General features: G+C 52.0%; 24 protein-coding genes. 20 read left to right on the top strand and 4 right to left on the bottom strand.

The window, feature by feature from the left end; genetic code table 11:
• Window positions 1-716: 716 nt before the first annotated feature.
• The 11 genes from Q1A54_RS03085 to Q1A54_RS03135 all read left to right on the top strand — a co-directional run bounded on the left by Q1A54_RS03085 (window position 717) and on the right by Q1A54_RS03135 (window position 10,732).
• Window positions 717-953 (top strand): heavy metal-associated domain-containing protein, encoded by a 237-nt coding sequence (locus tag Q1A54_RS03085; RefSeq protein WP_196114283.1) that lies wholly within the window; start codon window positions 717-719, stop codon window positions 951-953.
• A 148-nt stretch (window positions 954-1,101) separates the two neighbouring features.
• Window positions 1,102-3,477, top strand: coding sequence for a heavy metal translocating P-type ATPase (locus tag Q1A54_RS03090; protein WP_255530886.1), 2,376 nt, complete (start codon window positions 1,102-1,104; stop codon window positions 3,475-3,477).
• A gap of 3 nt (window positions 3,478-3,480) precedes the next feature.
• Window positions 3,481-4,272, top strand: coding sequence for an MFS transporter (locus Q1A54_RS03095; RefSeq protein ID WP_196114285.1), 792 nt, complete (start codon window positions 3,481-3,483; stop codon window positions 4,270-4,272).
• A gap of 168 nt (window positions 4,273-4,440) precedes the next feature.
• Entirely contained in the window at window positions 4,441-4,674 is a 234-nt protein-coding gene (locus Q1A54_RS03100; protein WP_196114286.1) for a heavy-metal-associated domain-containing protein, read from the top strand.
• Window positions 4,671-5,363 carry a cytochrome c biogenesis protein CcdA gene (locus tag Q1A54_RS03105; RefSeq protein WP_196114287.1) on the top strand — a complete coding sequence of 231 codons (693 nt, stop codon included), beginning with the start codon at window positions 4,671-4,673 and terminating at the stop codon, window positions 5,361-5,363. Before Q1A54_RS03100 ends, Q1A54_RS03105 begins: the two co-directional genes overlap by 4 nt.
• A 764-nt stretch (window positions 5,364-6,127) precedes the next feature.
• Window positions 6,128-6,460: a metalloregulator ArsR/SmtB family transcription factor gene (locus Q1A54_RS03110; protein ID WP_196114288.1), complete on the top strand. Its 333-nt coding sequence runs from the start codon at window positions 6,128-6,130 to the stop codon at window positions 6,458-6,460.
• Window positions 6,461-6,489: 29 nt separating this feature from the next.
• Window positions 6,490-6,957, top strand: a complete 468-nt coding sequence (locus Q1A54_RS03115; RefSeq protein WP_196114289.1) for a DUF6428 family protein — start codon at window positions 6,490-6,492, stop codon at window positions 6,955-6,957.
• Between the two features lie 45 nt (window positions 6,958-7,002).
• Window positions 7,003-7,779: a metallophosphoesterase family protein gene (locus Q1A54_RS03120; protein ID WP_196114290.1), complete on the top strand. Its 777-nt coding sequence runs from the start codon at window positions 7,003-7,005 to the stop codon at window positions 7,777-7,779.
• Window positions 7,780-7,790: 11 nt separating this feature from the next.
• The gene (gene arsB / locus Q1A54_RS03125) at window positions 7,791-8,876 is read left to right on the top strand and encodes an ACR3 family arsenite efflux transporter (protein ID WP_196114291.1); all 1,086 of its coding nucleotides are present in this window, start codon (window positions 7,791-7,793) and stop codon (window positions 8,874-8,876) included.
• Between the two features lie 829 nt (window positions 8,877-9,705).
• Window positions 9,706-9,954, top strand: coding sequence for a hypothetical protein (locus Q1A54_RS03130; RefSeq protein WP_188501719.1), 249 nt, complete (start codon window positions 9,706-9,708; stop codon window positions 9,952-9,954).
• Window positions 9,941-10,732 carry a zeta toxin gene (locus tag Q1A54_RS03135; RefSeq protein WP_188501720.1) on the top strand — a complete coding sequence of 264 codons (792 nt, stop codon included), beginning with the start codon at window positions 9,941-9,943 and terminating at the stop codon, window positions 10,730-10,732. The genes Q1A54_RS03130 and Q1A54_RS03135 overlap by 14 nt, the downstream gene beginning before the upstream one ends.
• A gap of 6 nt (window positions 10,733-10,738) precedes the next feature.
• Here the strand turns inward: Q1A54_RS03135 and Q1A54_RS03140 are convergent, their stop codons facing one another.
• A complete protein-coding gene (locus Q1A54_RS03140) occupies window positions 10,739-12,583 on the bottom strand; it encodes a DUF6035 family protein (RefSeq protein WP_188501721.1) in 1,845 nt (614 codons plus the stop codon).
• Window positions 12,584-12,763: 180 nt separating this feature from the next.
• Between Q1A54_RS03140 and Q1A54_RS03145 the strand changes: the two genes are divergently transcribed.
• From Q1A54_RS03145 to Q1A54_RS03180, 9 genes are all read left to right on the top strand, one after another.
• Window positions 12,764-13,141, top strand: a complete 378-nt coding sequence (locus Q1A54_RS03145; RefSeq protein ID WP_188501722.1) for a metalloregulator ArsR/SmtB family transcription factor — start codon at window positions 12,764-12,766, stop codon at window positions 13,139-13,141.
• A gap of 5 nt (window positions 13,142-13,146) precedes the next feature.
• Window positions 13,147-13,752 carry a mercuric transport protein MerTP gene (gene merTP, locus Q1A54_RS03150; RefSeq protein ID WP_188501723.1) on the top strand — a complete coding sequence of 202 codons (606 nt, stop codon included), beginning with the start codon at window positions 13,147-13,149 and terminating at the stop codon, window positions 13,750-13,752.
• Window positions 13,753-13,754: 2 nt separating this feature from the next.
• Window positions 13,755-13,964, top strand: coding sequence for a GDCCVxC domain-containing (seleno)protein (locus tag Q1A54_RS03155; protein ID WP_229733918.1), 210 nt, complete (start codon window positions 13,755-13,757; stop codon window positions 13,962-13,964).
• Window positions 13,965-14,135: 171 nt separating this feature from the next.
• Window positions 14,136-14,453: a DUF6660 family protein gene (locus tag Q1A54_RS20340; RefSeq protein WP_366915782.1), complete on the top strand. Its 318-nt coding sequence runs from the start codon at window positions 14,136-14,138 to the stop codon at window positions 14,451-14,453.
• Window positions 14,454-14,560: 107 nt separating this feature from the next.
• Entirely contained in the window at window positions 14,561-18,949 is a 4,389-nt protein-coding gene (locus Q1A54_RS03160) for a CusA/CzcA family heavy metal efflux RND transporter (RefSeq protein WP_188501724.1), read from the top strand.
• Window positions 18,950-18,974: 25 nt separating this feature from the next.
• Window positions 18,975-20,159 (top strand): efflux RND transporter periplasmic adaptor subunit, encoded by a 1,185-nt coding sequence (locus Q1A54_RS03165; protein WP_116541359.1) that lies wholly within the window; start codon window positions 18,975-18,977, stop codon window positions 20,157-20,159.
• A 10-nt stretch (window positions 20,160-20,169) separates the two neighbouring features.
• Window positions 20,170-20,616 (top strand): transcriptional repressor, encoded by a 447-nt coding sequence (locus Q1A54_RS03170; RefSeq protein WP_116541358.1) that lies wholly within the window; start codon window positions 20,170-20,172, stop codon window positions 20,614-20,616.
• Window positions 20,617-20,645: 29 nt separating this feature from the next.
• Window positions 20,646-21,017: a DUF3703 domain-containing protein gene (locus Q1A54_RS03175; protein ID WP_116541357.1), complete on the top strand. Its 372-nt coding sequence runs from the start codon at window positions 20,646-20,648 to the stop codon at window positions 21,015-21,017.
• An 11-nt stretch (window positions 21,018-21,028) separates the two neighbouring features.
• Window positions 21,029-23,041, top strand: coding sequence for a heavy metal translocating P-type ATPase (locus Q1A54_RS03180; RefSeq protein ID WP_116541356.1), 2,013 nt, complete (start codon window positions 21,029-21,031; stop codon window positions 23,039-23,041).
• A gap of 190 nt (window positions 23,042-23,231) precedes the next feature.
• On the opposite strand, the gene Q1A54_RS03185 is transcribed toward Q1A54_RS03180, so the two are convergent.
• From Q1A54_RS03185 to mobC, 3 genes are read right to left on the bottom strand one after another with little or no spacing between them, the layout of a single operon-like run.
• Window positions 23,232-23,717 (bottom strand): hypothetical protein, encoded by a 486-nt coding sequence (locus Q1A54_RS03185; RefSeq protein WP_116541355.1) that lies wholly within the window; start codon window positions 23,715-23,717, stop codon window positions 23,232-23,234.
• Window positions 23,714-24,661 carry a relaxase/mobilization nuclease domain-containing protein gene (locus tag Q1A54_RS03190; RefSeq protein WP_116541354.1) on the bottom strand — a complete coding sequence of 316 codons (948 nt, stop codon included), beginning with the start codon at window positions 24,659-24,661 and terminating at the stop codon, window positions 23,714-23,716. Before Q1A54_RS03190 ends, Q1A54_RS03185 begins: the two co-directional genes overlap by 4 nt.
• On the bottom strand, window positions 24,636-25,031 hold the full coding sequence (gene mobC / locus Q1A54_RS03195) for a plasmid mobilization relaxosome protein MobC (protein WP_116541353.1): 396 nt from the start codon (window positions 25,029-25,031) through the stop codon (window positions 24,636-24,638). The genes Q1A54_RS03190 and mobC overlap by 26 nt, the downstream gene beginning before the upstream one ends.
• Window positions 25,032-25,035: the final 4 nt, after the last annotated feature.

The raw sequence follows: 25,035 nt of genomic DNA on the forward strand, positions 1-25,035 counted from the left end.
TAATTGGGCGCAGGGAAGGTGGCTTTTGTTCTTTATTCTTGTTGCCTAAACCTAAATCTGCTCTGTGAAAACCTCCGCGCATTATTGAAGGTGAAATTTAGTCAGAGCATGCAAAGCTCCATACGCTTGCTTTGCGCCCTCGCCGATGGCCTGATCACGCTGTTCATCTATAATGCTGACAACCTGCAACTATGCCAGCAGGACCTGCGAGAAGATTGAGCTGGCGGAGGATGCTTCTTGCCCTTTCGATAAGTGCCTAACTACAATAGTCCCGGTATAGCTCCTCTATACTTGAGCTGGTGGGGCTACAGCCATCTATATGCCTGTTTTTCCCAGAGTTCAAAACTGGCCTTGCCCCGTTTCTGTAGGTAAGTCTGTTTCCCCTGGTTGCTTTCCTATAAATTTCTCTCTTCCAGAACAGGTAAAGAAAGTGAAGCCCGTCTGCGTACTCTAGTTGCTTCTACAAAGTAGGTTTGGTTTCTCCTTTCTTTTTATTCTTCTTCCTTCCCAAGAAAATTTTAAAATTCTTTTTGTCTACCCCCCTCTCCACGGTTGTACCTTTCCTACACTAGAGAAAGCAAGAATTATATTTTATCGATTTAACCATGAGGGCGACTATAAGAAATGGAGGGTTCCTCTTCCTGATATGTTGGAGCATCCTGTTTCTGAAAACTGAGGCAAACGCGCAATCACATGAAAAGAAAAAAACAGACAAAATGGAGAAGACAGAGGAAAATATGACAAGCCTTCACCTGAGAGTGGAGGGAATGAGCTGCCAGGCAGGATGCGCCGATGGCATTGACAGGATGCTAAAGCAGCAGGAGGGAATCGTGAAAAGTAAGACCACCTTCAATGTGAGCACTTCTGACATCGTGTTTGATAAAAGGAAAATCTCAGCAGAACAGATCGTCCGTCTCATTGAGGCAAGGGGCTTCAGCACGAAGAAAGACTAAGCGTAGAGCCCATCATGGGAACAGGGAACCTGGCAAACAAAATGCTTCACACAGTGCTGCAATGACCTGCCTTCTTTAAGGCAAAGGATCTTAATGGACATTACTTTAGACGTTTAAATCAAAGAATATGGCAACGGAAACAGTTCAGATGAAAGTCTCCGGACTTATGTGCTCGTTCTGCACCATGAGTGTAGAGACAGCCTTGAAGCGTTATCCAGGCATAAAGAGCGTGATGGTGAACCTAGTGCATGGCATCGTGCTGGTGGAAGCCGATACAGCACAAATGAACCGAGAGCAGCTGGCAGAAGCCGTGGAGAAACTTGGTTATAGTGTTTCTGCCACAGAGGTACAGCAGTATAAGGCCGACGAGGACCTGTTTCAGGTGATCAAACAACGGGGAAGCATCGGAATGGCGCTTTCCATCGTGGATCTGCTGGTAGACCCGATCAATTTATTTAATCTGCCTGCCCAATACAGGGCCTGGTTCAGTTTTGGAGTAGCAGTTGTTGTGCTACTGTGGGTAGGTTATCCTATCCTGCGCAAGACACTCATGGCTATCAGCCAGCGGGTAATCAATGCCAATGTGCTACTGAGCGCCGGGGCATGGGGTTCCTTTATCATCGGTACGCTATCCCTGTTTAGTCCCAACTGGCCTAACTTCCTGCCAGTGGCAGCATGGCTCATGTCCCTGCATTTGTTCTTTGCCTACTTTAAGCTGAACACCCGCAAAAAAGCATCCGAGGCAGTCCGAAAGCTGTTGTCGCTGCAGCCTCCAAAGGCAAGGGTGCTGCGCGGAAACCAGTTTGTGGAAGTACTCACCAAAGATGTCACCGTTGATGAAGTGGTAGAAGTGCGTCCCGGCGAGCGAATACCTTTGGACGGAGAAATAGTCTCAGGTACTGCCAGCGTAGATGAGTCCAGCTTCACCGGGGAGTCTGTTCCTGTAACTAAAGAAAAAGGAAGCACGGTAATCGGGGGTACGCTGAATCTAGACGGTGCCCTACAGATAAGGGTGGTTAAAACTGGGGAAGATAGCTTCCTGAGTCAGATTGTCAGGCTGATGAGCACGATAGCGGAGCGCAAACCTCCTATCGAGCTGCTTGCGGATCGCCTGATGAACTATTACGGCCCTGTTGTTTTCATTGTGGCTGGCCTTGCTTTCGCGGCATGGGCTGTTTTTACAGGCGACTTCACGCAGGCAACGCTGGCGCTGATCACGACCATTATCATGGGCTACCCTTGTGCCTTAGGTGTTACAACACCAATGCTTGCCGCCATCGCAGGTGGCAAGGGTATCTCTATAGGCCTGCTGGTAAAAGCTAGTGAGGTGTTCCATGGACTCTCCATTGTAGATACGGTCGTCTTTGACAAAACAGGCACATTAACCTATGGCAAGCCCACTGTGACCGATGTGGAGACATTCGGTATTGAGCGAGGGGAGGTACTTTCTTTACTGGCAGCTGTAGAAAGCAAATCTGAGCACCCCATAGGGCAGGCCATTACTTTCTTCGCCCAGCGGGAAGGAGCTGCACTGCGGGACGTAGAAAACTTCAGATCTATAGCCGGTAAAGGAGTCAAAGCGACTTACCAGGGAGATGAAGTGCTGGCAGGGAAGCCCTCGTTTCTCCAGGAGAGTGGAGCAAAACTTACGGACCTCGCCATGGGCCGTATCGTCAGCCTGAGTGCCGAAGGTAAAACTGTGATAGGTATCACCCTTGGGGGGAGCGTAGCCGGCATTGTGGCGCTTCAGGACACGCCGCGGCAAGGGGCTGCTCAGGCAGTTGCCAAGCTAAACCAGAAAGGCATCCACACGGTCATGCTTACAGGAGATGGGCTCCCTGTGGCTCATGCTATAGCCCAGGGAATAGGAATACAGGAGGTGAAAGCAGAGCTGCTGCCGACCGATAAAGTAACCGCTATTGAGAACCTCCAGCAGAGAGGCAAAAAGGTAGCGATGGTGGGGGATGGCATCAACGATGCCCCTGCCTTGGCGCAGGCTGACGTAGGCATTGCCATTGCGGCTGGAACAGACGTGGCCATTGAATCTGCCGGGGTTATTTTGATCGGAGATAAGCTGATGGACGTGGTAAATGCTTTGATTTTAGGTAAGGCCAGTTACCGCACCATGACAGGGAACGTGGTGGTGGCCGTGCTCTTTAATGTGGCGGGCATGCTATTGGCAGCCCTTGGGTTCATCACACCACTCCTGGCCATCACGGTGATGATTGTCAGTATTTTCGCAATCCTGCTCAACACGCTTCGCATTCGCAGCATAAAGCTGGAGAGGACAGAAGAGATAACGACAGGCTCATTGGCAGAAGTTGAATTTAAAGTACCAGACATGGTCTGTGAAGGATGCGCCGGTGCCATCACGGCTACCCTGAAAGGGGTGCCTGGCGTACAGGAGGTAAAGCCGAAGGTCGCCCGGAAGCAGGTGCATGTCAGCTATGAGCCAGCAAAGGTGCAGCAGCAGCAACTCAAAGAAGCGATAGGCAATTCGGGGTTCACTGCCATAGAAGTTTAACAAATGAAGCAAATATGGAATGGCAGCCGCAGCATTGAGAAAAGCAGACGAGAGTACTTGTTGTGGGTGCTCTCAGCCGCTACCTTCATTATTTTTTTTCAGGCTTATATGGTTGCCCAGCTGATTCCTAAATTAGCGCTTCTCTTTAACGCTCCCCAGCAGCGAATAGGGTTGATAGTGCCCGCTTACCTGATTCCCTATGGTATTGCTACCCTTTTCTATGGTCTGTTATCCGACCGCATCGGTCCAATGCGGATTATTTTCCTTTCCCTGTTGGCCTTTGCTGTGCTAACCGGCCTGACAGCGGGCGCAAGCTCCGTCTCCGGACTAATCGTGTGGCGTTTATTGACCGGGCTGGTGGCTAGCGGGGTAATACCCATCGCCCTGGCTTTGACAGGACAGCTCTTTAGCTATGAAGAAAGAGGCCGGCCCTGGGGCTGGCTGTTCGGTGCCATGGCCGGAGGCAGTGCCTTTGGCTCAATCTTAGGTGTAACGTTGGAGCCAATTATGGGCTGGAAGGTCTTGTTTTTAGTAATAACCACCGTTGGATTTGTTTTATCGGGTCCTCTCTGGCTCGCATTTCAGCGAACCACTTTACCGGGAAAGGGCGGCTCTATTTCATTACCAATGGTATTAAGGGGTTACTATGGCCTTCTTTCGCAAGTCTGGGGACTTCGCACCTATGGCTTCCTATTTGGGAATGCGCTTTTTCAGGCAGCCCTGACTATCGCCTCTCTCAATCTCTTTAAATACGAGAAGAGAGTCTTAAAAATTGAGTTAGTAATAGAAGTTTAAAAAATATTCGGAGTAATTATCATGGAAACAACCCTCTATTTGTTGGTCGCAAAGATTATGAAAAAATCATTGATCCTATTTTCTGGAGCATTCATCTGCTTGGCTACGCAATCGTGTGGACAAGAGGCTGTCGATCATACTGCTCAAAAAGCAGTTAATAATTTATCTGTGAAGACAGTAACGATGCCAGTGGAGGGAATGTCCTGTGGCTCCTGTGTGTCAACCGTGAAAAAAACGGTGAGAGCACTCGACGGTGTACAAGGAGTAGAGGTAAGCCTCGAGAAGCGGGAGGCCACCATTACCTACAGTGATGATAAGATCACTCCGCAGCAGATTGGTAAAGCCATTTCGGACAAAGGGTATAAAACAGGAGAAGCAGTAGAAGTAAAGACACCACAATGACGCTCGAAGGTTTTTTTCAAAGTTTTGGCTCTAGCCTGTCAGAAGGTTCTATTCTGGCCATGGGAGTAGCTCTAATAGCGGGGATAGTAGCTAGCGCAGTCTGTCCCTGCACCCTTCCCGTTGGGTTAGGAATGGCTGGTTTGGTCAGCAGTAATTCACAAAATCAAGAAGGGCGTAGCGGACTGTGGATTGCGACTGCCTTTTTTGCTGGCATCGTCATTAATTTGACTTTATTGGGAGCATTAGCCGGTAGACTAGGCGCTATTCTTACAGAATCTTTTGGTCGTTACTGGGCGCTGGGGATGGCTGTCGTTTCTTTGATAGCTGCCATTTTGGCTTTTTATGGGCCGAGGCTACAGGTAACCCAATTAGCAGCCCTTCGGAAACCTGGTATCAGCGGCTCCTTTGTATACGGGTTTATATTTAGCCTGGGCACATCCGCTGCTCCTCTGTTGCTGTTGCTGTCCGTCGCTGCAGCCCAAGCTAGTCCTCTTTATGGGTTGCTGCTGGCTTTAGCCTTTGGGCTGGGCAGAGGGCTCCCTTTTTTAGTGGTTGGGGTTTTTGCTGGAGCCGTTTCCCGCCTGGCCCGGTTGACCTGGCTCCGGCGTAGCATTCAAGTTGTCAGCGGTTGCGCACTTCTTATTGTTAGTATATACTACACCAGGGTTTTTATAGACCTGCTGCCATAAAGCCAACTGATGATTTCAGGAGTGCAGGTCATCAGTTTGGTTTATCTTGTGCACCACCCGCGCACACTTCTGAGATACATTTTACAAGACGGAAAGTATTTCAAAAGCCATACTATAAAACTGCTAAAATATGAATCGTAAAATAGAGATTTTCACCGCCGGTTGGCCTTTGTGCGACCCAGTAGTAAAGATGGTTCAGGGGCTGACCTGTGACAGCTGCGAAGTCACCCTTTATGATATGATAAAGCTTTGTGATGATAATACCTGCTTAAACAAAGCCTAAGCATATGGAGTGGTACGCATTCCGGCAGTAGTTGTAAATGGGAAACTATTAAACCGTTGTGAAAGTGGTATTACCAGAGAAAATCTAATGGAAGCTGGTATAGGACAGGGACAGAAGGCGTAAAGTGTGAATCTTTAGGTGCCATAAACTCTGCCATCCTTGGGCAGGAGTTTTTATTAGGCTAGAGTGCCTTCTCCTTTTCTTGATGTATCTGAGGAGATCTTAAAATTAACATGCTTGCAGCCTGCTAAAAGCGACCACATGTACATAAGACGGCTGTCAGCTTCATCCGGGTTTACAATCCTCATATTTCTGTCAGTATTGGACGGGTAAGGAAGTAGGCAAGTCTTATTTAAATGCTTTTGTTCGATTCATCTGCCTTTCTTTATTACCTAAAAAGAAGACATAATTAAAGCATAGCATAAACTATTTGTATCTTCTTTATGTTAATCGTAATATTGCAATCAAACGATTAGAAATTATGGGATTGACGAAAACTGAAAACTACACGGAGGCGCAGAACAAGACTGCCCTCCTGCTCAAGGCGTTGGGGCATCCAGCGAGAGTCGCCATCATCGAACACCTGCTCAAAGCCAAAGCCTGCGTGTGCGGTGACATCGTGAGCGAACTACCCCTGGCGCAGGCAACGGTCTCGCAGCACCTGAAAGAGCTGAGGAACGCTGGCATCATCAAAGGCACGGTGGAGGGCAACGCTATCTGCTACTGCCTGGACGAAAACGCTTTCGCATACCTGAACGGCTACTTCGCTGCCCTGCTGGATGGCGTCAGAAGTCAGAACACTGCCTGTTGTTGAACGAGAGTAATAGTTAAGCTTACAATAGCATGAAACTGTCAGAAGTAAAGCACATCCTGCAAACAGCCGAAGCGGTGGACTTCGAGTTGGAAAACGGCACGAAAGTCCCAGCGCATTTCCACGTAACCGAGGTGGGCATGGTGACCACGCATTTCATTGATTGCGGTGGAACGGTGCGCACCGAGAAGGTGGCGAACTTCCAGCTATGGGATGCCAACGACTTTGACCACCGATTGAAGCCACAGAAACTGCTCAACATCATCGCCCTCTCGGAGAAAGCCTTGGGCATGGAGGACCTGGACATCGAAGTGGAATACCAAGGGGAAACTATTGGCAAGTACGACCTTGGCTATAACGGGAATAACTTCGTGCTGCTTTCCAAGACGACCAACTGTCTTGCCCCAGACAAGTGCGGCATCCCGAAAGAGAAACTCAGAATCAACCTCAGAGAGATGCAGTCTGGCAACGCCTGCACCCCAGGAGGTGGCTGCTGCTAAGTAGTCACCACGCCCTTATACCATCTACCCAAACCACTATAGACAATGAGTAAGATAGCACTCTTCAGTGACATCCACGCCAACCTGCCTGCCTTGGAGGCGTTCTTTGCAGATGTAGACAGCAGGAAGCCCGACTTCATCTACTGCCTCGGGGATTTGGTGGGCTACAACATCTGGGCAAACGAGGTGGTGGACGAAATCCGCAGGCGCAATATCCCGACCATTGCAGGCAACTACGACTTCGGCATCGGCAGGATGAGCAACGACTGCGGCTGCGCCTACAAAACGGACGAGGAAAAAACCAATGGCTCCGTTTCCATCTCCTTTACAAACGACATCATCAAGCCCGAGCAACGCCAGTACCTGCGGACGCTTCCTGCACATCTGAAAGTGGAGTACCAGTTGAACAACGACAAACTGAACCTATTGCTGGTGCATGGCAGCCCCAGGAAGATAAACGAGTACCTCTTCGAAGACCGAGACGAAAAGAGCCTGCTGCGCATCATGAAGGACGCTGATGCCGACATCCTGTGCTTCGGGCATACCCATAAGCCGTATCATCGCATACTGAACTCAGATGAGGATGGCAACAACCATTACCGACACGCCATCAACATCGGCTCTGTGGGCAAGCCCAAGGATGGCGACAACCGTGGGGGCTACGTGATGCTCACCATTGACGAAAACTCTTCCCTGCTGGATAAGGACAGTATCGAGGTGGAGTTCATCCGCTTCAAATATGACTACGAGAAGGCAGCCCGGGCTATTGAGGACTGCATCCTGCCCAATGCCTATGCTGAGAACCTGAGAAAAGGCTGCTAAAAGTAAAAGTTATGAGTGCTAACAACTGTACACCTGCCCACAATCGAAAGAAACTGAGTTTTCTTGACCGCTACCTGACCCTGTGGATATTCCTTGCCATGTTTCTGGGTGTGGGCATCGGCTACTTCCTGCCCGAGTCCTCCGGGTTCATTAATTCCTTTTCAAGCGGGACGACCAATGTGCCGCTGGCCATCGGCCTTATCCTGATGATGTACCCCCCGCTGGCGAAGGTGCGCTACGAGAAGATGGGGGAGGTGTTCCGTAACGTGAGGATTCTGAGCATCTCGCTGCTGCTCAACTGGGTCATCGGGCCGCTGCTGATGTTCTTTCTGGCGATACTCTTCTTTCATGACCAACCCGAGTACATGATAGGGCTGATACTGATAGGCATTGCCCGCTGTATTGCGATGGTGATGGTCTGGAACGAGCTGGCGGAGGGCAATAGGGAGTATGCCGCAGGGCTGGTGGCGCTTAACAGCGTCTTCCAGATTTTCTTCTACAGCGTGTATGCCTACCTGTTCATCTCGGTGCTGCCGCCTTATTTTGGCGTGGCCAGTTCCGAGATTAACATCACCATCGGCCAGATAGCCGAGAGCGTGCTGCTATACCTGGGCATCCCGTTCTTTGCTGGTGTAGTGAGCCGCTACGGGCTGATAAGGTGGAAAGGACTGGACTGGTTCAACAACAGGTATATCCCTTTCATCTCGCCCATCACGCTCATTGCGCTGCTGTTCACCATCGTGCTGATGTTTAGCCTGAAAGGGGAGCTAATCGTGCAAATACCGTTTGACGTGGTGAAAATCGCTATTCCGCTGGTGCTCTACTTCACCATCATGTTCGTGGTCAGCTTCATCCTCGGCAAGGTGCTGGGCGCTGACTACTCCAAGAACACGGCCATCTCCTTCACCGCCACGGGCAATAACTTTGAATTAGCCATCGCTGTTGCCATCGGTGTGTTCGGCATCAATTCAGGTCAGGCGTTTGCTGGCGTGATTGGACCGCTGGTGGAAGTGCCTGCGCTGATACTGCTGGTGAACGTTGCCTTCTGGTTCAAACGGAGATGGTACAGCAAGGAGAAGGAACCTGTCACTTCATAGATACTGCATGAAATCGTTTATACAGGGGCTGTTCAGGTGTTTGAGCAGCCCCTGTTGTTTTGTTGAGGTATTTTCTCTCACATCTGAATCACGCCTCGAAATACAATTACTCTAAATTCAAATATGGGCATCATTCGCGTATAGGTTGAAGCGTCATGATAGTTGAGACTTTCACGGTGCACAGATACAGCTTCTGAATTTCAGTTTTAACGTTTTACGCCTTCTCTGTGTTGACATCCTAATAATGGAGGCATAAGGTTATGGAGTGAACAAACCTCAAAAGCTGATTCCATCAATCAGTGAAGTAGACAAATAAGGAGGGTTAGCCTCATAGGCATGCACTTGGTAGTCAAGACCAGAAGTGTCTAACGGTTGCTACGCAAGACGTTGTTAAATTAGTGGAATATAACTAGTATGCGATCGGTAAGAGTATTCAACATGCGCCTTATGAGAAAAGGTGCCTACCATTTACTACCGCTGTCAATGTTTTAATCCTTCAGATATGATATAAAAAGTAGCTTACCAAGTATACAGGAGGCATAGGTAGTACTTACCTAGAGTTAAGTCCGAATTTTTATAGCGATGATTTGGAAGATAAAGTGTATCATGAGAAGCCACCTAAGAATGGACTTTGCACTGACAGCCTTTCATGTAATTCGCTTAGAAGGATAAGCTATACCTAGGCAGGTGTTATCACTGCAATCATATTAAAGCCTCATAATGTAGACCGCGCTACTTCCAGCTTATTGCCTAACCCCAAGTTAGGCATGAACGTTGATATATACTGAGAGAAGTGTTAAACTACACTTTAAACTTGTATCTTTAAGTTATGAAAAGCAGATTAAAAGCAGATAAAAGAAGTGCAGCCGGGAAGGAAACAGCCTACGTTACGAAACGTGTTTTGGTGCGGGCTGCCAGTCCTGCAGTGAAGAAAGCGTCCAGAAAGGCTATGGAAGTTGCAGGCTACGTGGTGAAAGCAGAAAACGGGTGGGTAGTGCGCGTAGACCAGGATGGTACTAAAAAAAGAATCAGCAAGATCAGAAATATAACACGCCCTAAACAAATTGTCCTCGACTAACTCAAAACTTAGGTTGAGAGTCTTTGCCGGCCCTAACGGCTCTGGCAAAAGCACGATCATTAACGCTGTAAGAGCCTATAAAGTCAGCCAGATTCCGGTTGACTTTGGCATTTATATAAATGCCGATGACATTGCCAAAGCACTACAGGAGGACCGCTTCTCTTTTGACCCATACCGCATCGAGGTCGCTGATGAGGAGTTCTCCCAGATAGCGGTATCATCTGGCCTTATTCACGAGCTGTTCGATCAATCCCAATTTGCAGCCTGTTACAGGCTTACTGATAATAGAATTGAGCTTGTTGCACCCGAAACCAACGAGCAGCTGGCACAGATCATCGCTGATTTCCTGAGGAAAAAGCTGTTGCTGGAGAGGAAAAAGTTCTCCTTCGAAACCGTGTTCTCTCACCCTTCCAAGCTTGACATTATGCGAGAGGCGGCGGCGGCAGGCTACAAGGTTTATCTGTACTTTGTATCCACCGAATCACCCGAAATTAATAAATTTAGGGTGCATGTGAGAACCCAGCAGGGAGGGCATGATGTTCCTGAAGATAAGATAGAGCAAAGATATTACCGCTCGCTTGGCCTTTTGTTCGAGGCTGCCCAGTTAGCCTACCAGGTTTATTTTTTCGATAACTCCAGGGACGGAGAGGGCTTTCAGCTCTTTGCGCACTTTAAGAAGAATGCAAAGGGAGAAAAGGACTGGGACGAACTCAATCCTGATACAGTTCCAAACTGGTTCCTGGAATACTACTCAAACAAGGTCTCAGAAAGCAGATAATCGAAATTAAAAGGTCTCTCTGAAGTCATCCATAGCACTTTTTAGCCGTGTCACCTCCGCCTGTAAAATGGCTATCTCAACGTCTGACCCTTCGCTAATCCTTCTATTCTCTGATTTTTCAAGTTCAAAATTAGCTATCTCCGCTTCAAGTATTTGCCTTGCTCTCTCTTGTAACTGAGCTTTAAGGTTCAGGATTTTGTGATTGACCAGCAAAATGCTCTTTTGGCTAGCTTCTACCTGATCAGTATAGGTCAGTACATCCTGATTTTGCTCTACCAAGAGATATAAGCTACTCCTGGTAAAGACTTCCAGCAGGTTTGTTTCAGAAAGCACAAGCCGAAGCTCAGCGCCCTCGAAAAGAGTTCCTACAGCTGATTTTGGAATGTGCCTGACTTTAGCATAATGGGGCCTTATCAGCTGAAAGTATTCATCTGCACCAGGGAGAATATGGTAATTTACTCCAGCAATTGTTGTCAATTCCAGTGCAGGAAGGTCAGCTTGCTTCTTGAGCCAGTAACTTTTCTCAATGCCTGCCCGCGCAAAGCTTGCCTCTAACTCTTTGCTATCCTCCAGAAACTCTGCACGCAGTGTGTGCACCATTTCATAATGGCCGTATTCAAAGTTCCCGTGGAAAGGATTTGTGCGGCTTTTACCAGCTATGAAGTCATAGGCTTTATCGGCAAAAGCCACAAGATCCTCTAGGATCTGCATCCTGTTCTCTATGCTTTCCTGTAAACGTTGTCCTTTCCTCTCCGCACTATCTTTGTCCTGTTGTAGCCCATAGAGCTTATGGGTTAATTCTGACAGGTTTTCTTTTAACTCGGTAAAAGCCGCTAATTTTCTTTTCTCTTCAGCCTTTCTTTGCTCCAGGATCCTGGCCTCTGCAGCCCGGCGTTTTTCGGCTTCAATCTTGTGCTCCCTTTCAAGGAGATCTCTTCTGTTTCTTTCCTGTGCAACGGCCTGCTCCACCTCCCTCTTTTGCTTCTTCGCATCGTGGAAGTATACTTTATAGCGATCGACATCAAAGGTTAAATCAGAAAGGGTAACATAGGCCATTTCCCAGGTATCCTTTATCTCAAGCTCCTGCCGGTAATACTTCTTGTAGTAGCACTTCAGCACCAGATCGTTCTCAAGATCTGATTTCCAGCTGCATTCCTCGTCGAAAACATATGCATTATGATGGTTGGTAAAGATTACATCATTATAGGTTAGCTTTCTGATATCATCATCGAGGCTGAACTTATGAAACACCCAGAGAATATAGCTGCCCTCTTCCTGATAGAAATGCTGCCTGCCGGTAATCACACTCAGCCAGGTGGTGGAAAGCTGCAACTCAATAGCCACACGCTTGTCCCTGAAAGAGGCATTGATGTCAGGCTTACGCCACTCCTTTTCAATGAGCTTACTTTTAACAACCTTTTCTATCTCAACAGAGGATACCCCCTTATTAGAGAGTCTATTTTTGTTCAGGTAGGCAGCGATCTGTTCCTTGAGGTGAATGTGCAGCGCGCTCTCCTTAGCACCATTGTATTTGATGCGGTCAACCTCCTCCCGTGTGTATGCATTGTTGGTTTTTATATGGCAGGCTGCGCTGTCTTTCAGGTGGGCGAAGTGAAAGCTATCCTTTTTGCGTTTTCCGCTATTGAAATTGCCGCCTCTGATCCTGATCAGCTGCTTGCAGTAATAGCAGACAAACATCGGTTCCCGGTAACCTTGAATGGCTTTCTGTAACTCTGAGCGGTACTCTGTGATTTCATCTAAAGGCTTTTTGAAAAACGTGTAAGCGTTCACTTGCTCTCCTGTTTCATAATTCAGGACATCTTCAATGGTCAGTTTTCCTACTTGTTTCATAAGCCTCAGTTGATGAGGGAATATAACATAAAATTTATGAAGTTGTGTTAAATCCTCTAGTGCTGAAAATAGTGGCAATACTGTTACCATCTGCGGTTGTACCATTGAGTAACATTTGCAAGTATTTAAGTACTTGCTTAAATACTTATCATTTATTAAATTTGCTTGACAGAAATTGCTATGGAAGAAGAGAAGTTATGTATTCGGGTTTACACCAATAAAGAAAGACTGCAACTATGCTCTGATCGGCTGGAGACTGCAGCCGGTATGATACAGACCCTGAGCCAGGTCTTTAGCCTGGCAGGGAGTGAGACAAGGCTTAAGCTTCTATACCTGTTGGAGCAGGAGGAATCGCTGTGCGTCTGTGATCTAAGCGACGTGCTGCAAATGACCATGCCCGCTGTCTCGCAGCACCTGCGCAAGCTTAAGGATGCTAACATCATCCAAAGTAAGAAGGTAGGGCAGACCGTGTTCTATTCCCTAAAGCAGGAGCACCAGGAAGTAATAAAGCCCCTGTTGGAGCTTATCAGTAGGGAAATAGAAATAAAAACAAACTAAGTGATATGAGAAATACTTCATCTAAGCTTGCGGGTAGCAGCATAGTGGCTGCATTTACGGCCTCTCTTTGCTGCATCACACCGCTGCTGGCCGTAATGGTAGGTGCCACAGGGGTTGCTTCTTCTTTTGACTGGGTTGAACCACTCAGGCCGTATCTGATAGGCATTACCATCGCAGTCCTGGGCTTGGCGTGGTATCAACGTCTGAAACCGGGCAGGTCAGCCTCTAGCTGCGACTGTGAGCAAAATGATAAGTTCTCATTCTGGAAGTCGAACAGGGTGTTGCTATTGGTTAGTTGCCTTGCGTTGCTTCTGCTTACCTTTCCAAATTATGCAGGTGTTTTCTATGGGAAAACAATTCCGATAGCTAATAGTGCCGAAGGCGACAATAAGCAGACAATAGAACTGAAAGTGGAGGGAATGACCTGCGCGGGCTGTGAGGCGCTTGTGAGCCAGGTGATAGGCGAGGTGCCGGGAGTCTTTCATGTGAGTACTTCCTACAAGGCTGGAAGCACCACCATCTCCTACGACAGCACAAGGGTGAAGCCCTTGGATATCCTACAGGCGGCTAAAAAGACGGGCTATACAGTGGAGGTAGCTAAGAAGAAGTAAGCATGGGAGAGACTAGTCTAAGCTCAGTTATTACCTGTCCGGAGTGCGGGCATCGAAAGGAAGAGCAGATGCCCACAGATGCCTGCCAGTACTTTTATGCGTGTGAAAAGTGCAAGAGGCTTCTGAAACCGAGGCCAGGGGACTGTTGCGTGTACTGCTCCTACGGCACAGTCCCTTGCCCGCCTATTCAGCAAAGCAGAAGCTGCTGTTAAAGCAAAGAAAACAGTAAATGCTAAGCAGTAGCAGCGTAATATAAAAAGGCAAGCTGAAAATCCACCACGGTGTATTTCTGTAGTTAAGTGGTATCCGTGCAAACCTGTAAGAAATCGTAAACAACGCAGGCAAGTATCTACCCGTAAAATAGTTTTTATACCTTTGCACAAATGAAGTACCTGTCTGTCATATGGGGAATGGTTATCTTTCTGCTGGCGTGCCTGCCGTGCGCGGACAGCGGGACGGCCTTTGCCCAGGATGACACAACAGTAGTGCAGGCTGATTACGGCCATGCTGACGCGGGGCAGGAGAATGATCTCTGCTCCCCCCTCTGCGAGTGCAACTGCTGCGGGGGCATTTCTCTAACTATCAGTTTTCCGCAAACACAGGAGCCACCTCATAATCCGTCAGGTTCTACTCTGAACACCTACCTTCCTGGTGGTGCCGTTTCCCCCTCTTTCGCTTTCTGGCACCCGCCCAAAGCTTAACCTATCTCTGTTTTAGGTAATTAAACACGCGTTGCCGCACCCCTGTGCGGCCTCAAAATGCGTGCGCATACTTTTGTATGTGGTTTTTGGGAATAAAGAATTTTAAGGTGTTAGATAAAATCATTCATTTTTCTATCCATAACAAGCTCATCATTGGCATTTTCACCCTGGCGCTTGTTATCTGGGGCGGCTATTCCGCCACGCAGCTGCCCATCGATGCCGTGCCTGACATCACGAACAATCAGGTACAGGTCATTACCACCAGCCCCTCGCTTGCCGCGCAGGAAGTGGAGCGGCTCATCAGCTTCCCGGTGGAGCAGACCATGTCTACCATCGCAGATATTGAGGAAGTGCGTTCCATCTCCCGCTTCGGCCTCTCTGTGGTGACCATTGTCTTTAAAGAGAACGTGGACATTTACTGGGCGCGGCAGCAGGTCAGTGAGCGGCTCGTGGAGGCCACAGGTAAGATTCCACCGGGGTTAGGTAGCCCGGAGATGTCCCCTATCTCCACCGGCCTTGGGGAGATATACCAATATGTGGTACACGCCAAGCCAGGGTATGAGGAGCAGTACTCAGCCATGGACCTGCGCACCATTCAGGATTGGATTGTGCGGCGGCAGCTGCTCGGCACACCCGGTGTGGCCGAAGTCAACAGCTTCGGTGGCTTCCTGAAACAGTACGAGGTTGCTGTTGACCCCGGCAGGCTGAAGGCCCACAACCTGAGCATCAGCGATGTGCTGGAGGCGCTGGAACGCAACAACGGTAACACCGGAGGAGCCTACATTGACAAAAAGCCAAATGCCTACTTTGTACGCAGCGAGGGGCTCATTGAGAGTCTGGACGAGGTTAAGAAGGTCGTGGTCAGCAATACCACCAATGGCACCCCCTTGCTTATCGCTGATATTGCACAGGTACAGTTCGGCAGCGCCAACCGCTACGGTGCCCTGACAGATGCCAACGGAGAGGCGGTGGGGGGCATTGTGATGCTCCTCAAGGGGGAGAACACCAACCAGGTGGTGGGGCGCGTGAAAGAGCGCATGGAGCAGATTGCAAAGTCCCTTCCGGAAGGCGTCGCGGTAGAGGCCTTTCTGGACCGGAGCGAGTTGATTGGCCGGGCCATGGGCACCGTGAAGCGGAACCTGATTGAGGGCGCTCTGGTTGTGATTTTCGTGCTGGTGCTCTTCCTGGGCAATCTGCGGGCGGGCTTAGTAGTGGCCTCTGTCATTCCGCTGGCCATGTTGTTTGCCATCATCATGATGAACCTTTTCGGTGTGTCGGGTAACCTGATGAGCCTCGGGGCCATCGACTTTGGCCTCATCGTGGACGGGGCCGTTATCATCGTGGAGGCGACCATGCACCACCTGGGCCTGCGCAAAGAGGGAAGGCTGACGCAGGCACAGATGGACGAGGAGGTGTATGAATCCGCCCGGAAAATCCGCACCGCCGCTGCCTTCGGTGAAATCATTATCCTGATTGTATACCTGCCGATTCTGGTGCTGGTGGGCATTGAGGGGAAGATGTTCCGCCCCATGGCGCTCACCGTCTCCTTTGCCATATTTGGTGCCTTCCTCCTCTCGCTCACCTACGTGCCCATGATGTCGGCGCTGCTGCTGAGCAAGAACACCACCCACAAGCGCAACATTTCAGACAGGATGATCGACTTTTTCCAGCGCATGTACAACCCTGTAATTAGGGGTGCCCTTAGGTTCAAGGCACTGGTGCTTATTGCTGCGTTCGCCTTGTTTGCCCTGAGCCTGGTGCTCTTTAACCGCATGGGCAGTGAGTTCATTCCTACCCTGGAGGAGGGCGACTTCGCCTTGGAGACAAGGCTATTGACCGGCAGTTCACTTTCCGAAACGATTGAAAAGGTGTCGCTGGCCTCCCGGATTCTAAAGGAGCGATTCCCGGAAGTGAAGGAGGTAATCAGCAAAATCGGCGCCGCTGAGATTCCGACAGACCCGATGCCCATGGAATCCGCTGACGTCACCATCATCCTCAAGGACAAGGACGAGTGGACCAGCGCCAGCACCCGAGAGGAACTGGCCAGCCAGATGACGGAGGCACTGGAGGACATTCCCGGCGTTACGTTCGGCGTCTCTCAGCCTATCCAGCTGCGCTCCAACGAACTGATTTCAGGAGTGCGCCAGGATGTGGGCATCAAAATCTTCGGGGAGGATTTGCAGGAACTGACCAGGCTCTCCCAAGAGGTCGGCCGGGTGGTTTCTACCGTGGAAGGGGCTGAGGACCTGTACCTGGAGCAAGTTTCCGGACTGCGACAGATTGTGGTGGACATCAACCGGAGTCAGATAGCCAAGTTCGGTCTTGACGTCGAGGCGGTCAACCAGGTTATTAACGCTGCCTTCGCCGGGCAGAGTGCCGGGATGGTGTACGAAGGGGACCGCCGCTTTGACCTGGTCGTCCGGCTCAAACAGGATGACAGACAGGATATCGCCGATGTGCGCCGACTCTACGTCACCACACCGGGCGGGCTGCAGGTGCCACTGGAGCAGGTGGCCGATGTGCAGTACCGGCAGGGGCCGAACCAGATACAGCGCGAGGATGCCAAGCGCCGCATCATCGTGGGTTTCAACGTGCGTGGGCGGGACATCGCCAGCGTGGTGGAGGAAGTGCAGCAGAAGATAGACCGGCAGGTAACTCTACCCACCGGTTACTTTGTGACCTACGGGGGGCAGTTTGAGAATCTCCAGGAGGCAAACCGGCGTCTCTCTGTGGCTGTTCCGGCCGCATTGGCGCTGATATTCCTGCTGCTGTACTTCACCTTCGGCTCCGTGCGCCACTCGTTGCTCATCTTCACGGCCATTCCGCTGTCGGCCATCGGGGGCGTACTGGCCCTGTGGTTGCGGGGTATGCCCTTTAGCATATCGGCCGGTGTAGGCTTCATCGCCCTGTTCGGTGTTGCGGTGCTCAACGGCATTGTACTCATTGCCGAGTTCAACAGGCAGCGTAGGGAAGAAGGCGTACAAAGCCTGCGAGAGGTGGTGCTCAACGGCACCTCCGTACGTCTTCGGCCCGTGCTGATGACGGCTTCTGTGGCCTCTCTGGGCTTTCTGCCGATGGCGCTCTCCAACACAGCCGGGGCGGAGGTGCAGAAACCACTGGCTACCGTGGTGATAGGCGGACTAATCACCTCCACGATGCTGACGCTGGTGGTGCTGCCCGTGCTCTACATACTTATCGAAGGGTATGTCTCCAACAGAAAGAAGCGCAACGCGCGCGGCACCGGATTACCGGCAACCACTATAGTAACCATTGTTGCCTCGGTTGCCCTGCTTATGGGCATGGCGCAGCAGGCACAGGCGCAGCAGCATCCGGTAGAAGTGTACACGCTGGAAAAGGCCGTTGCCAAGGCAATCAGCCAGAACCCTTCTGTAGAGGCCGCCAGGATTGGCATAAAAAGGAGCCAGTCGCTTGAAGGGGCGGCCTGGGACATCAATAAGACGCAGCTGCAGTACTCCACCGGTAAGCTACAGTCTGGAGAGTATGACACGGAGGTTTCTGTGTTGCAGACGTTTGCCTTTCCGACTCTTTATGCCAGACAGGCAAAGCTTGCCGGGGAACTCACCCAGGCAAGCAGCATCGGACTGACGCAGCGGCAGCGGGAAATCGTCCGCGAGGTGAGGCTCAACTACTACGGAATAGTCTACGCACGCTCCCGCCTCAGCTTGCTCACCTATCAGGATAGTCTGTACACGGCTTTCCTCAGGGCCGCCCAGGTGAGGCTCCGGACCGGGGAAACCAACCTGCTGGAGCAGGTGACGGCCGAGACGCAGCTGTCTGAGGTGCGCAACAGCGGCTTTCAGGCAGAGGCTGACAGAGAGGTCTTTCAGCAGCGCCTGCAGGCATTGCTGGCAACCGACACGCTGATAGCCACCGCAGACACAACACTCAACCGCTTGCCTCTGCCAAGCATAACCGAGGAAATGCTGGAACAGAATCCGAGGCTCCTCCTGGCCCGGCAGCAGGTCGAGGTGCGGCAGGCGGAGACCAGGCTTGAGCGGGCCAGGCTACTGCCGGACCTGCAGTTAGGCTACACGAACCGAACCATTGCCGGGGGCCATGGGAAAAGGGGGATAGCGGAGTTCGAGCCGCCGCAGGAGGTGTCTTTCGGCGTGGCCATCCCACTGTGGGCAAAGCCACAGAGGAGCCGTATGGAGGCGGCTAAGTTACAGGCGGACGTAGCTCAGAAGGACCTAGAGGGTACTCGCAACGAGCTGCGGGCTGATGCAGCGGCCGCGCTTCAGCAGGCGCTCAAGCTGCAGGGCAGCCTGGATTACTATGAACGCACGGCACTGCCGCAGGCGCGGCTCATCATAGACCACGCCACCAAAGCCTACCGGGTAGGGGAAATCAACTACCAGGACTATATCCTGAGCCTAAGCAGGGCATTGAGCATCCAGGCGAACTATCTGGAAACACTCTACGCCTATGACAGGGCTGTCATAGAACTCCACTACATGACAGAAAACCAACAGTAACCAACAAAAGCAGAATCTATCCCATATGAAAAGGATTATCCATATATTTTACCTAACAGGTGCATTGCTCTTTTTATCCTGCGGCAGTGAGTCTGAACCGACGAAAGTGGCTACGGAGGAGCATGGCGAAGAGAACCCCAACGAGGCAGAGCTGACCGAGCAGCAGTACCAGGTGGCGGGCATAGCCTTGGGCAAGCCTGAGATGCGCAACCTGAGCAATACCCTGACGCTGACAGGCAAGCTGGACCTGCCGCCCCAGAACATGGCCGCTGTGAGCGCTCCCCTGGGCGGCTATGTGAAGAGCACGGTGTTGTTGGAAGGTATGCGTGTAAAGAGAGGGCAGTTGATTGCAAAGATTGAGAACCCAGAGTTTGTGACACTGCAGCAGGATTACCTGGATGCCAGAAGCCGCCTTGGGTTTTTGGAGCTGGAGTATGAAAGGCAGAAAGAGCTGTCCGCTGAGCAGGTCACCTCTGCCAAGACGTATCAGCGGACTGCTTCCGAGTACAAGTCTGTAAGGGCACAGGTCGAGGGGCTGGGGGAGCGGCTGCGCATCATTGGCGTCAACCCCGCTTCTTTGCGGGAAGGCAACATCAGCCGCATCCTCCCCATCCATGCCCCGATTGAGGGCTTCGTGACTTACATCAACGCCAGCGTTGGGCAGTTTGTGAACCCGACGGACGTACTGTTCCGCATCGCTGATACCGACCACCTGCACGTGGAGCTGACGGTGTTTGAGAAGGACGTGCCGACACTGAAAAAGGGGCAAAAGGTATTGTACTCCCTGCCCAATGAGACGGAGGCAAGGCACGAGGCCACCGTCTACCTGATTGGAAAAGAGATAAGCCCGGAGCGGACGGTGCAGGTGCACGCCCACATGGAGGAGGAAGACAAAGACCTCGTGCCGGGCATGTACGTGCAGGCGCGGGTGGCACTGAACGGCCAGGAAGTACTGGCTCTGCCCCAGGCGGCTGTGGTGCATGAGAATGGCAACAACTATATCTTCCTTTACACAGGCGATGAAAAAGAGGGCGAGACGGTGCTGAAGCGTTTCCGCATGGTGCCCGTGGAGCGAGGGACCGAGGAAGGAGGCTACGTGCAGGTGGCGCTTCCTGCCGGGATTGATACCGCTGCCGCCAATTTTGTAACCAAAGGTGCTTACTCTTTGCTTTCCAAGATGCGAAATGCGGAAGAAGAAGGCCATCATTAAACAATTCCCTATGCTGCAAAACTTAGAACGTATCCTGCAAGAGAAGGGCGTCCGCCCGACGGCCATGCGTCTGTTGGTGCTTGACTTCCTGCAAGGCCAGTCTTCGGCAGTGAGCCTGAATGACCTGGAGGCCCATTTCCTTCGCTCGGACCGGATTACCTTGTATCGTACTCTTAAAACTTTTGAGGATAAGGGGATTGTACATAGTATAGAGGACGGAACAGGTTCTACGAAGTATGCGCTTTGCGAAGAAGGCTGTGCATGTGCACCTGAGGACCTGCATGTTCATTTTTCCTGCAGCAAATGCCAGGAAACGTTTTGCCTCCCGATGTCCCGCATCCCGAAGATTCCGCTGCCTGACAACTTTACCATGGAGGAGGCTAGCCTGGTGGTGAAGGGCCTCTGCGGCAGTTGCGCCGCCAAAAATGCAATGCGATTGCAGGGGGATGAGGCGTAGCTTTACATAAATGAACAAAGGAGCACAATATGAAACTCAACTGGAACATGCCCGCCAAGCTCAGGCCCTTTTACCAACAGGAACTGACCGCTTACCATACCTGCTGGAGAGAGGGCAACCGTCTCGCTGCCTGGAGGCATTTAGAGAGAGCGCATATCCTGGGGCAGCCATACCCGCTGGAGCATACGGCCGTACACTGGAAGATGCTCAGATTCGGGTTCAAAACGAAGAATACGAAAGAGGTGATTGGACAGCTTCCCCGCCTGTTGGTAGGTGGGGTTAAGTCCTGGGCCGGAAAGATACCAGTGGGCAACACAGGCGGGTCCAATGTTCCGCCGCTCCGGCCAATGCCAATCCCGGATGACTTAAAGCGAATCATAGCACCTGCTGAAAACCATTAAGACATAAGAGAATGAATAAGAGCAAGACTACACCCAAAAACATAGAAGAGGATTTCAAACCACTGGAGATTACCTCGCCTAGAACTGCGGAGGCTCCCGGTCCAAATATCGGTGCGGACGGTAAGGCCAGGCAAGCTGGTGCTATGGAGCACGAGCACGCTGAAGAGGAGGCAAAGTCCTCCTACGTTCCTACGGCCATCAGCCTTGTGCTGCTGCTGGGAGGCATTCTGCTGGATAATCTCGACACATCCTGGTTCTCCGGGTATGTGCGGCTTATAACCTATGGCATAGCCTACGTGTTGGTTGGCTGGCGCGTGGTATGGCATGCGGTTAGGAGCCTTAGGAGCAGTTTCTTCAACGAGTTCTTCCTGATGAGCATGGCCACGCTGGGGGCCTTCTACATCGGGGAGTATGCCGAGGGCGTTGCCGTGATGCTGTTCTATGTGGTTGGGGAGCATTTTCAGGAGGCGGCCGTGCTGCGCTCCCGCCGTTCCATCAAGGCGCTCATCGACAACAGGCCCGACGAAGTGGGGCTGGTAACCGAGAGCGGCATCGTCACCGTGAGGGCGAAAGAGGTGCGGATGGGCGATGTGGTGCAGGTGAAGGCGGGTGAGAAAGTGGCGCTGGACGGAGAGCTGCTCACCGAGAAGTCCTCCTTCAATACAGCAGCACTGACAGGCGAGTCAAAACCTGACACGAAAAAGAAGGGAGAGACGGTACTGGCAGGCATGATTAACCTGGACCGCGTCATTGAACTGAGGGTAACCTCTGCGTATGAGAACAGCGCCCTTTCCAAAATACTCCAGCTGGTAGAGGAAGCAGGCAGCCGCAAGGCCAAGACGCAGCAGTTCATCACGAAGTTTGCCAAAGTATATACGCCGATTGTCTTCTTCCTCGCCATTGGCCTTGTCTTTATTCCCTACTTCTTTGTAGAGAGCTATGACTTCAACCAGTGGCTCTACCGGGCGCTGATTTTTCTGGTAATCTCCTGTCCCTGCGCCCTGGTTATCTCCATCCCGCTCGGCTACTTCGGCGGCATCGGGGCTGCCTCGCGCAACGGGCTCCTGTTCAAGGGGGCTAATTTCCTGGACCTGATGACACAGGTAGACACGGTGGTGATGGATAAGACGGGCACGTTGACCGAGGGTGTGTTCCAGGTGCAGCGCGTGGAGACGGTGCTACCTGACAATGAGTGGTTCCTGTCGGCTGTGGCTGCGCTGGAGAGCAAGTCCACACATCCTATCGCACAGGCCATCGTCTCGGAGGCGGGGCAGGCGCACCAGCAGCACGTGGTCAGTGAGGTGGAGGAAATCTCAGGCCACGGGCTAAAAGGGAGTGTCGACGGCAGGCTTCTACTGGTTGGTAATGCCAGGCTGCTGGATAAGTACAATGTGCAGTATGACTCTAGCCTCAAGGAAATCGTGGAAACGATTGTCATAGTGGCCGTGGACGGAACCTACGCAGGCTACATCACCATCGCTGACAAGACGAAGGAGGATGCTCCGCTTGCCGTAAGGAAAATGCGGGAGCTGGGGGTGAAACAGCTGGTGATGCTCTCCGGCGACAAAGACTCCATCGTTCAGAAAGTGGCAGCTGAACTGAAGTTGGACGCGGCCTACGGTGGACTGCTCCCGCAGGACAAGGTGACCCATGTGGAGAAACTGAAGGCTGAGGGCAGGACCGTTGCATTCGTGGGCGACGGTATCAACGATGCGCCCGTGATTACGCTGGCCGACGTGGGCATGGCCATGGGTGGCCTGGGTTCAGACGCGGCCATAGAGACGGCGGACGTGGTGATTCAGACAGACCACCCCTCCAAAATCGCCACCGCCATCAACATCGGCGAGAAGACCAAGCAGATTGTGTGGCAGAACATCGCGCTGGCTTTCGGGGTCAAAGCCATCGTGCTGATTCTCGGTGCCGGAGGGTTGGCGACCATGTGGGAGGCGGTCTTTGCCGATGTGGGGGTGGCGTTGCTAGCTATTCTGAATGCCGTGCGCATTCAGCGGATGCATTTTGACTGAACCGGGGATCCCGCTTGAGGCTGTAAAATAAATGTGTCAAAGGAAATTGAGTATTACCTTTAGCGCAGCAAAATGGAAGCAAAAGACAGTTTCGATCTTCTTCAGATCGAAACTGTCTCTGAATAAATTGGAGGATCGGCAAACACCCCTTCGGCAAAACGGCACCCTTGGCTATTGCCTTTGCGCAAGCTCATAACTGTAAATTCGGATCATGCAAATAAGTTGAATCTGCCCAGTGCGCCGCATCGGGGTAAGCCTGCCGGATTATCCTGTACTTCATGTTATTCTCCTGCAGTCTGCCGTTCTCCTGGTACAGGCTGAAGCACAGCCCTACGAAGATGGCAGTTGTCAACAAACACACCATGCCCCCGATCAAAAAGCCCCTGGACCTGTCCTCGAAATGGTGGTAATGCCGCACAGGCAACAACTTGGGCAGCTTGGTGATCTTTTCCTGAAGTGAAGCGATCAGGGCATAGATCTGCAGGGCCTGCACGCTCAGGTCATGCCGCTTGAGGAGCGCCTTCAGCTCCTCAAACTGGCTGCTGCAGTCAGGTGCCTGGGCATCCTGCGGGGGATGCGGCGCAGTCCCTTCCTCGAGCTTCTCCAGCCGCTTGTCCTGCAGGGCCAGCACGCGCTCCACGTCCAGGAGGCGCTCCTCCAGTTCTTCTGTTTTCATAAGCGGATTCTCTTTTTCTTTTTGCGTTTCCTTTTCCTGAAGGAATAGTCATTCGTGTCCGCTGCCTGCCCGGTGGTGGGAGCCAGCAGGCCCTCAATCGGGGTAGTAGCAGGATGGGGTGCCGCATCCCTGCCCGTGGTAATGCCAGGGAAGGATGCCCCTGTATGACCAAGTGCGCTGTGTTGCCCGGAGACCTGTGGCGTCAGCTGCGCCAGTCTACTGTGCTGTTCCAGCTGTTTGTTGATGGCCCGGTAGCTCAGGCTTCTGTCGATGCTGGAACCCTTGAAACTGAGCTCCCCCATACGGAAGCTGATTCCCTGCACCTGTTCCGTTCCCCTCTTGTATTTATAGTCGATCAAGATGCCCTTGCCCAGGAGCAAGTGTTCCAGCTCCTGCCAGGTCCTGGCCTTTGGCAGCGCCTGTCGGACCGCGTCATGCAGCTCGTATTTGGCCTTGTCGGCCCCTTTCAATCGCTGGCGGTTCACCTGCCCCTTGTCCGGGGCCAGGTAGTAGCCGTGCCTTTGGGTGATTTCCCGGCACACCCTGGCGTTGCGCCGGTGCTGGAACCTGTCCGAAATCGTTTTCCCTTCATAGTTGACCCGGTTGTAGACGATGTGCAGGTGGGGGTGCTCCCGGTCCCGGTGCAGGACAATGAGGTACTGCGTGTTCTGGATCTGCATCTGGGCCATGTACTCTTTTGCCCGCTCTGCCATCACCTGAGGACTCAGTTTTGACCTGTCATGCACGCTCCAGTTCAGGGCGATGTGCCCCACGGCCTTCTCCAGCCCGGGGTTGAGCTTGCGCTGCAGGTTGAAGTCGGCCGCCATCGAGGCGACAGTGTCCGTGCGGACGCCCTCCCAGTCCAGCACCTCCGCTCCTGCTTTCTGGACCACGTAGCGCACGCAGCCCGAGAAGCTCTTACCGGTCATCACCTTTCCGATCATCTCTGCCTATTTGCTGAAGTTTGTTATGAATGTCATTAAGGAGCTGGCGGCACCTGCCCTGCAGGGTCAGCAGCCCCTGGCGGTGGGCCAGCCGGACCAGCTGGTTGAGGTTGTTGGCCATACCCGAGAGCATGCGCAGCGAGGCCGCCTCCTCGGGCCGGAGGCGCGCCACGACTATTGCCTTCTTGGCCGCCGCCCGAAACCAGGCCGAGACGCTCAGGCCCGCCTCCCGCGCCTTACCTGAGATCAGGAGCCGCTCCGTGTCGGTCACCCGCACCACCAGGGTATGGCTGCGCTTCACCCGCTTGAGCGGGCGGCCGCCCTTCTTTCCCTCGTGGCTCTGCTGCCGCTGTGCTGTCTCTTTTTCCATGCTC

It is taken from the genome of uncultured Pontibacter sp. (assembly GCF_947502515.1).
In the GTDB taxonomy this organism is placed as follows: domain Bacteria; phylum Bacteroidota; class Bacteroidia; order Cytophagales; family Hymenobacteraceae; genus Pontibacter.

Bases quoted from the DNA above. Each gene is read 5' to 3' on its own strand.
- merTP (WP_188501723.1), top strand. From the start codon at position 13,147: ATGAGAAATACTTCATCTAAGCTTGCGGGTAGCAGCATAGTGGCTGCA.
- arsB (WP_196114291.1), top strand. From the start codon at position 7,791: ATGAGTGCTAACAACTGTACACCTGCCCACAATCGAAAGAAACTGAGT.
- Q1A54_RS03180 (WP_116541356.1), top strand. From the start codon at position 21,029: ATGAATAAGAGCAAGACTACACCCAAAAACATAGAAGAGGATTTCAAA.
- Q1A54_RS03130 (WP_188501719.1), top strand. From the start codon at position 9,706: ATGAAAAGCAGATTAAAAGCAGATAAAAGAAGTGCAGCCGGGAAGGAA.
- Q1A54_RS20340 (WP_366915782.1), top strand. From the start codon at position 14,136: ATGAAGTACCTGTCTGTCATATGGGGAATGGTTATCTTTCTGCTGGCG.
- Q1A54_RS03085 (WP_196114283.1), top strand. From the start codon at position 717: ATGGAGAAGACAGAGGAAAATATGACAAGCCTTCACCTGAGAGTGGAG.
- Q1A54_RS03120 (WP_196114290.1), top strand. From the start codon at position 7,003: ATGAGTAAGATAGCACTCTTCAGTGACATCCACGCCAACCTGCCTGCC.
- Q1A54_RS03185 (WP_116541355.1), bottom strand. From the start codon at position 23,717: ATGAAAACAGAAGAACTGGAGGAGCGCCTCCTGGACGTGGAGCGCGTG.
- Q1A54_RS03095 (WP_196114285.1), top strand. From the start codon at position 3,481: ATGAAGCAAATATGGAATGGCAGCCGCAGCATTGAGAAAAGCAGACGA.
- Q1A54_RS03110 (WP_196114288.1), top strand. From the start codon at position 6,128: ATGGGATTGACGAAAACTGAAAACTACACGGAGGCGCAGAACAAGACT.
- Q1A54_RS03175 (WP_116541357.1), top strand. From the start codon at position 20,646: ATGAAACTCAACTGGAACATGCCCGCCAAGCTCAGGCCCTTTTACCAA.
- Q1A54_RS03115 (WP_196114289.1), top strand. From the start codon at position 6,490: ATGAAACTGTCAGAAGTAAAGCACATCCTGCAAACAGCCGAAGCGGTG.
- Q1A54_RS03170 (WP_116541358.1), top strand. From the start codon at position 20,170: ATGCTGCAAAACTTAGAACGTATCCTGCAAGAGAAGGGCGTCCGCCCG.
- mobC (WP_116541353.1), bottom strand. From the start codon at position 25,031: ATGGAAAAAGAGACAGCACAGCGGCAGCAGAGCCACGAGGGAAAGAAG.
- Q1A54_RS03140 (WP_188501721.1), bottom strand. From the start codon at position 12,583: ATGAAACAAGTAGGAAAACTGACCATTGAAGATGTCCTGAATTATGAA.
- Q1A54_RS03145 (WP_188501722.1), top strand. From the start codon at position 12,764: ATGGAAGAAGAGAAGTTATGTATTCGGGTTTACACCAATAAAGAAAGA.
- Q1A54_RS03155 (WP_229733918.1), top strand. From the start codon at position 13,755: ATGGGAGAGACTAGTCTAAGCTCAGTTATTACCTGTCCGGAGTGCGGG.
- Q1A54_RS03105 (WP_196114287.1), top strand. From the start codon at position 4,671: ATGACGCTCGAAGGTTTTTTTCAAAGTTTTGGCTCTAGCCTGTCAGAA.
- Q1A54_RS03165 (WP_116541359.1), top strand. From the start codon at position 18,975: ATGAAAAGGATTATCCATATATTTTACCTAACAGGTGCATTGCTCTTT.
- Q1A54_RS03090 (WP_255530886.1), top strand. From the start codon at position 1,102: ATGAAAGTCTCCGGACTTATGTGCTCGTTCTGCACCATGAGTGTAGAG.
- Q1A54_RS03190 (WP_116541354.1), bottom strand. From the start codon at position 24,661: ATGATCGGAAAGGTGATGACCGGTAAGAGCTTCTCGGGCTGCGTGCGC.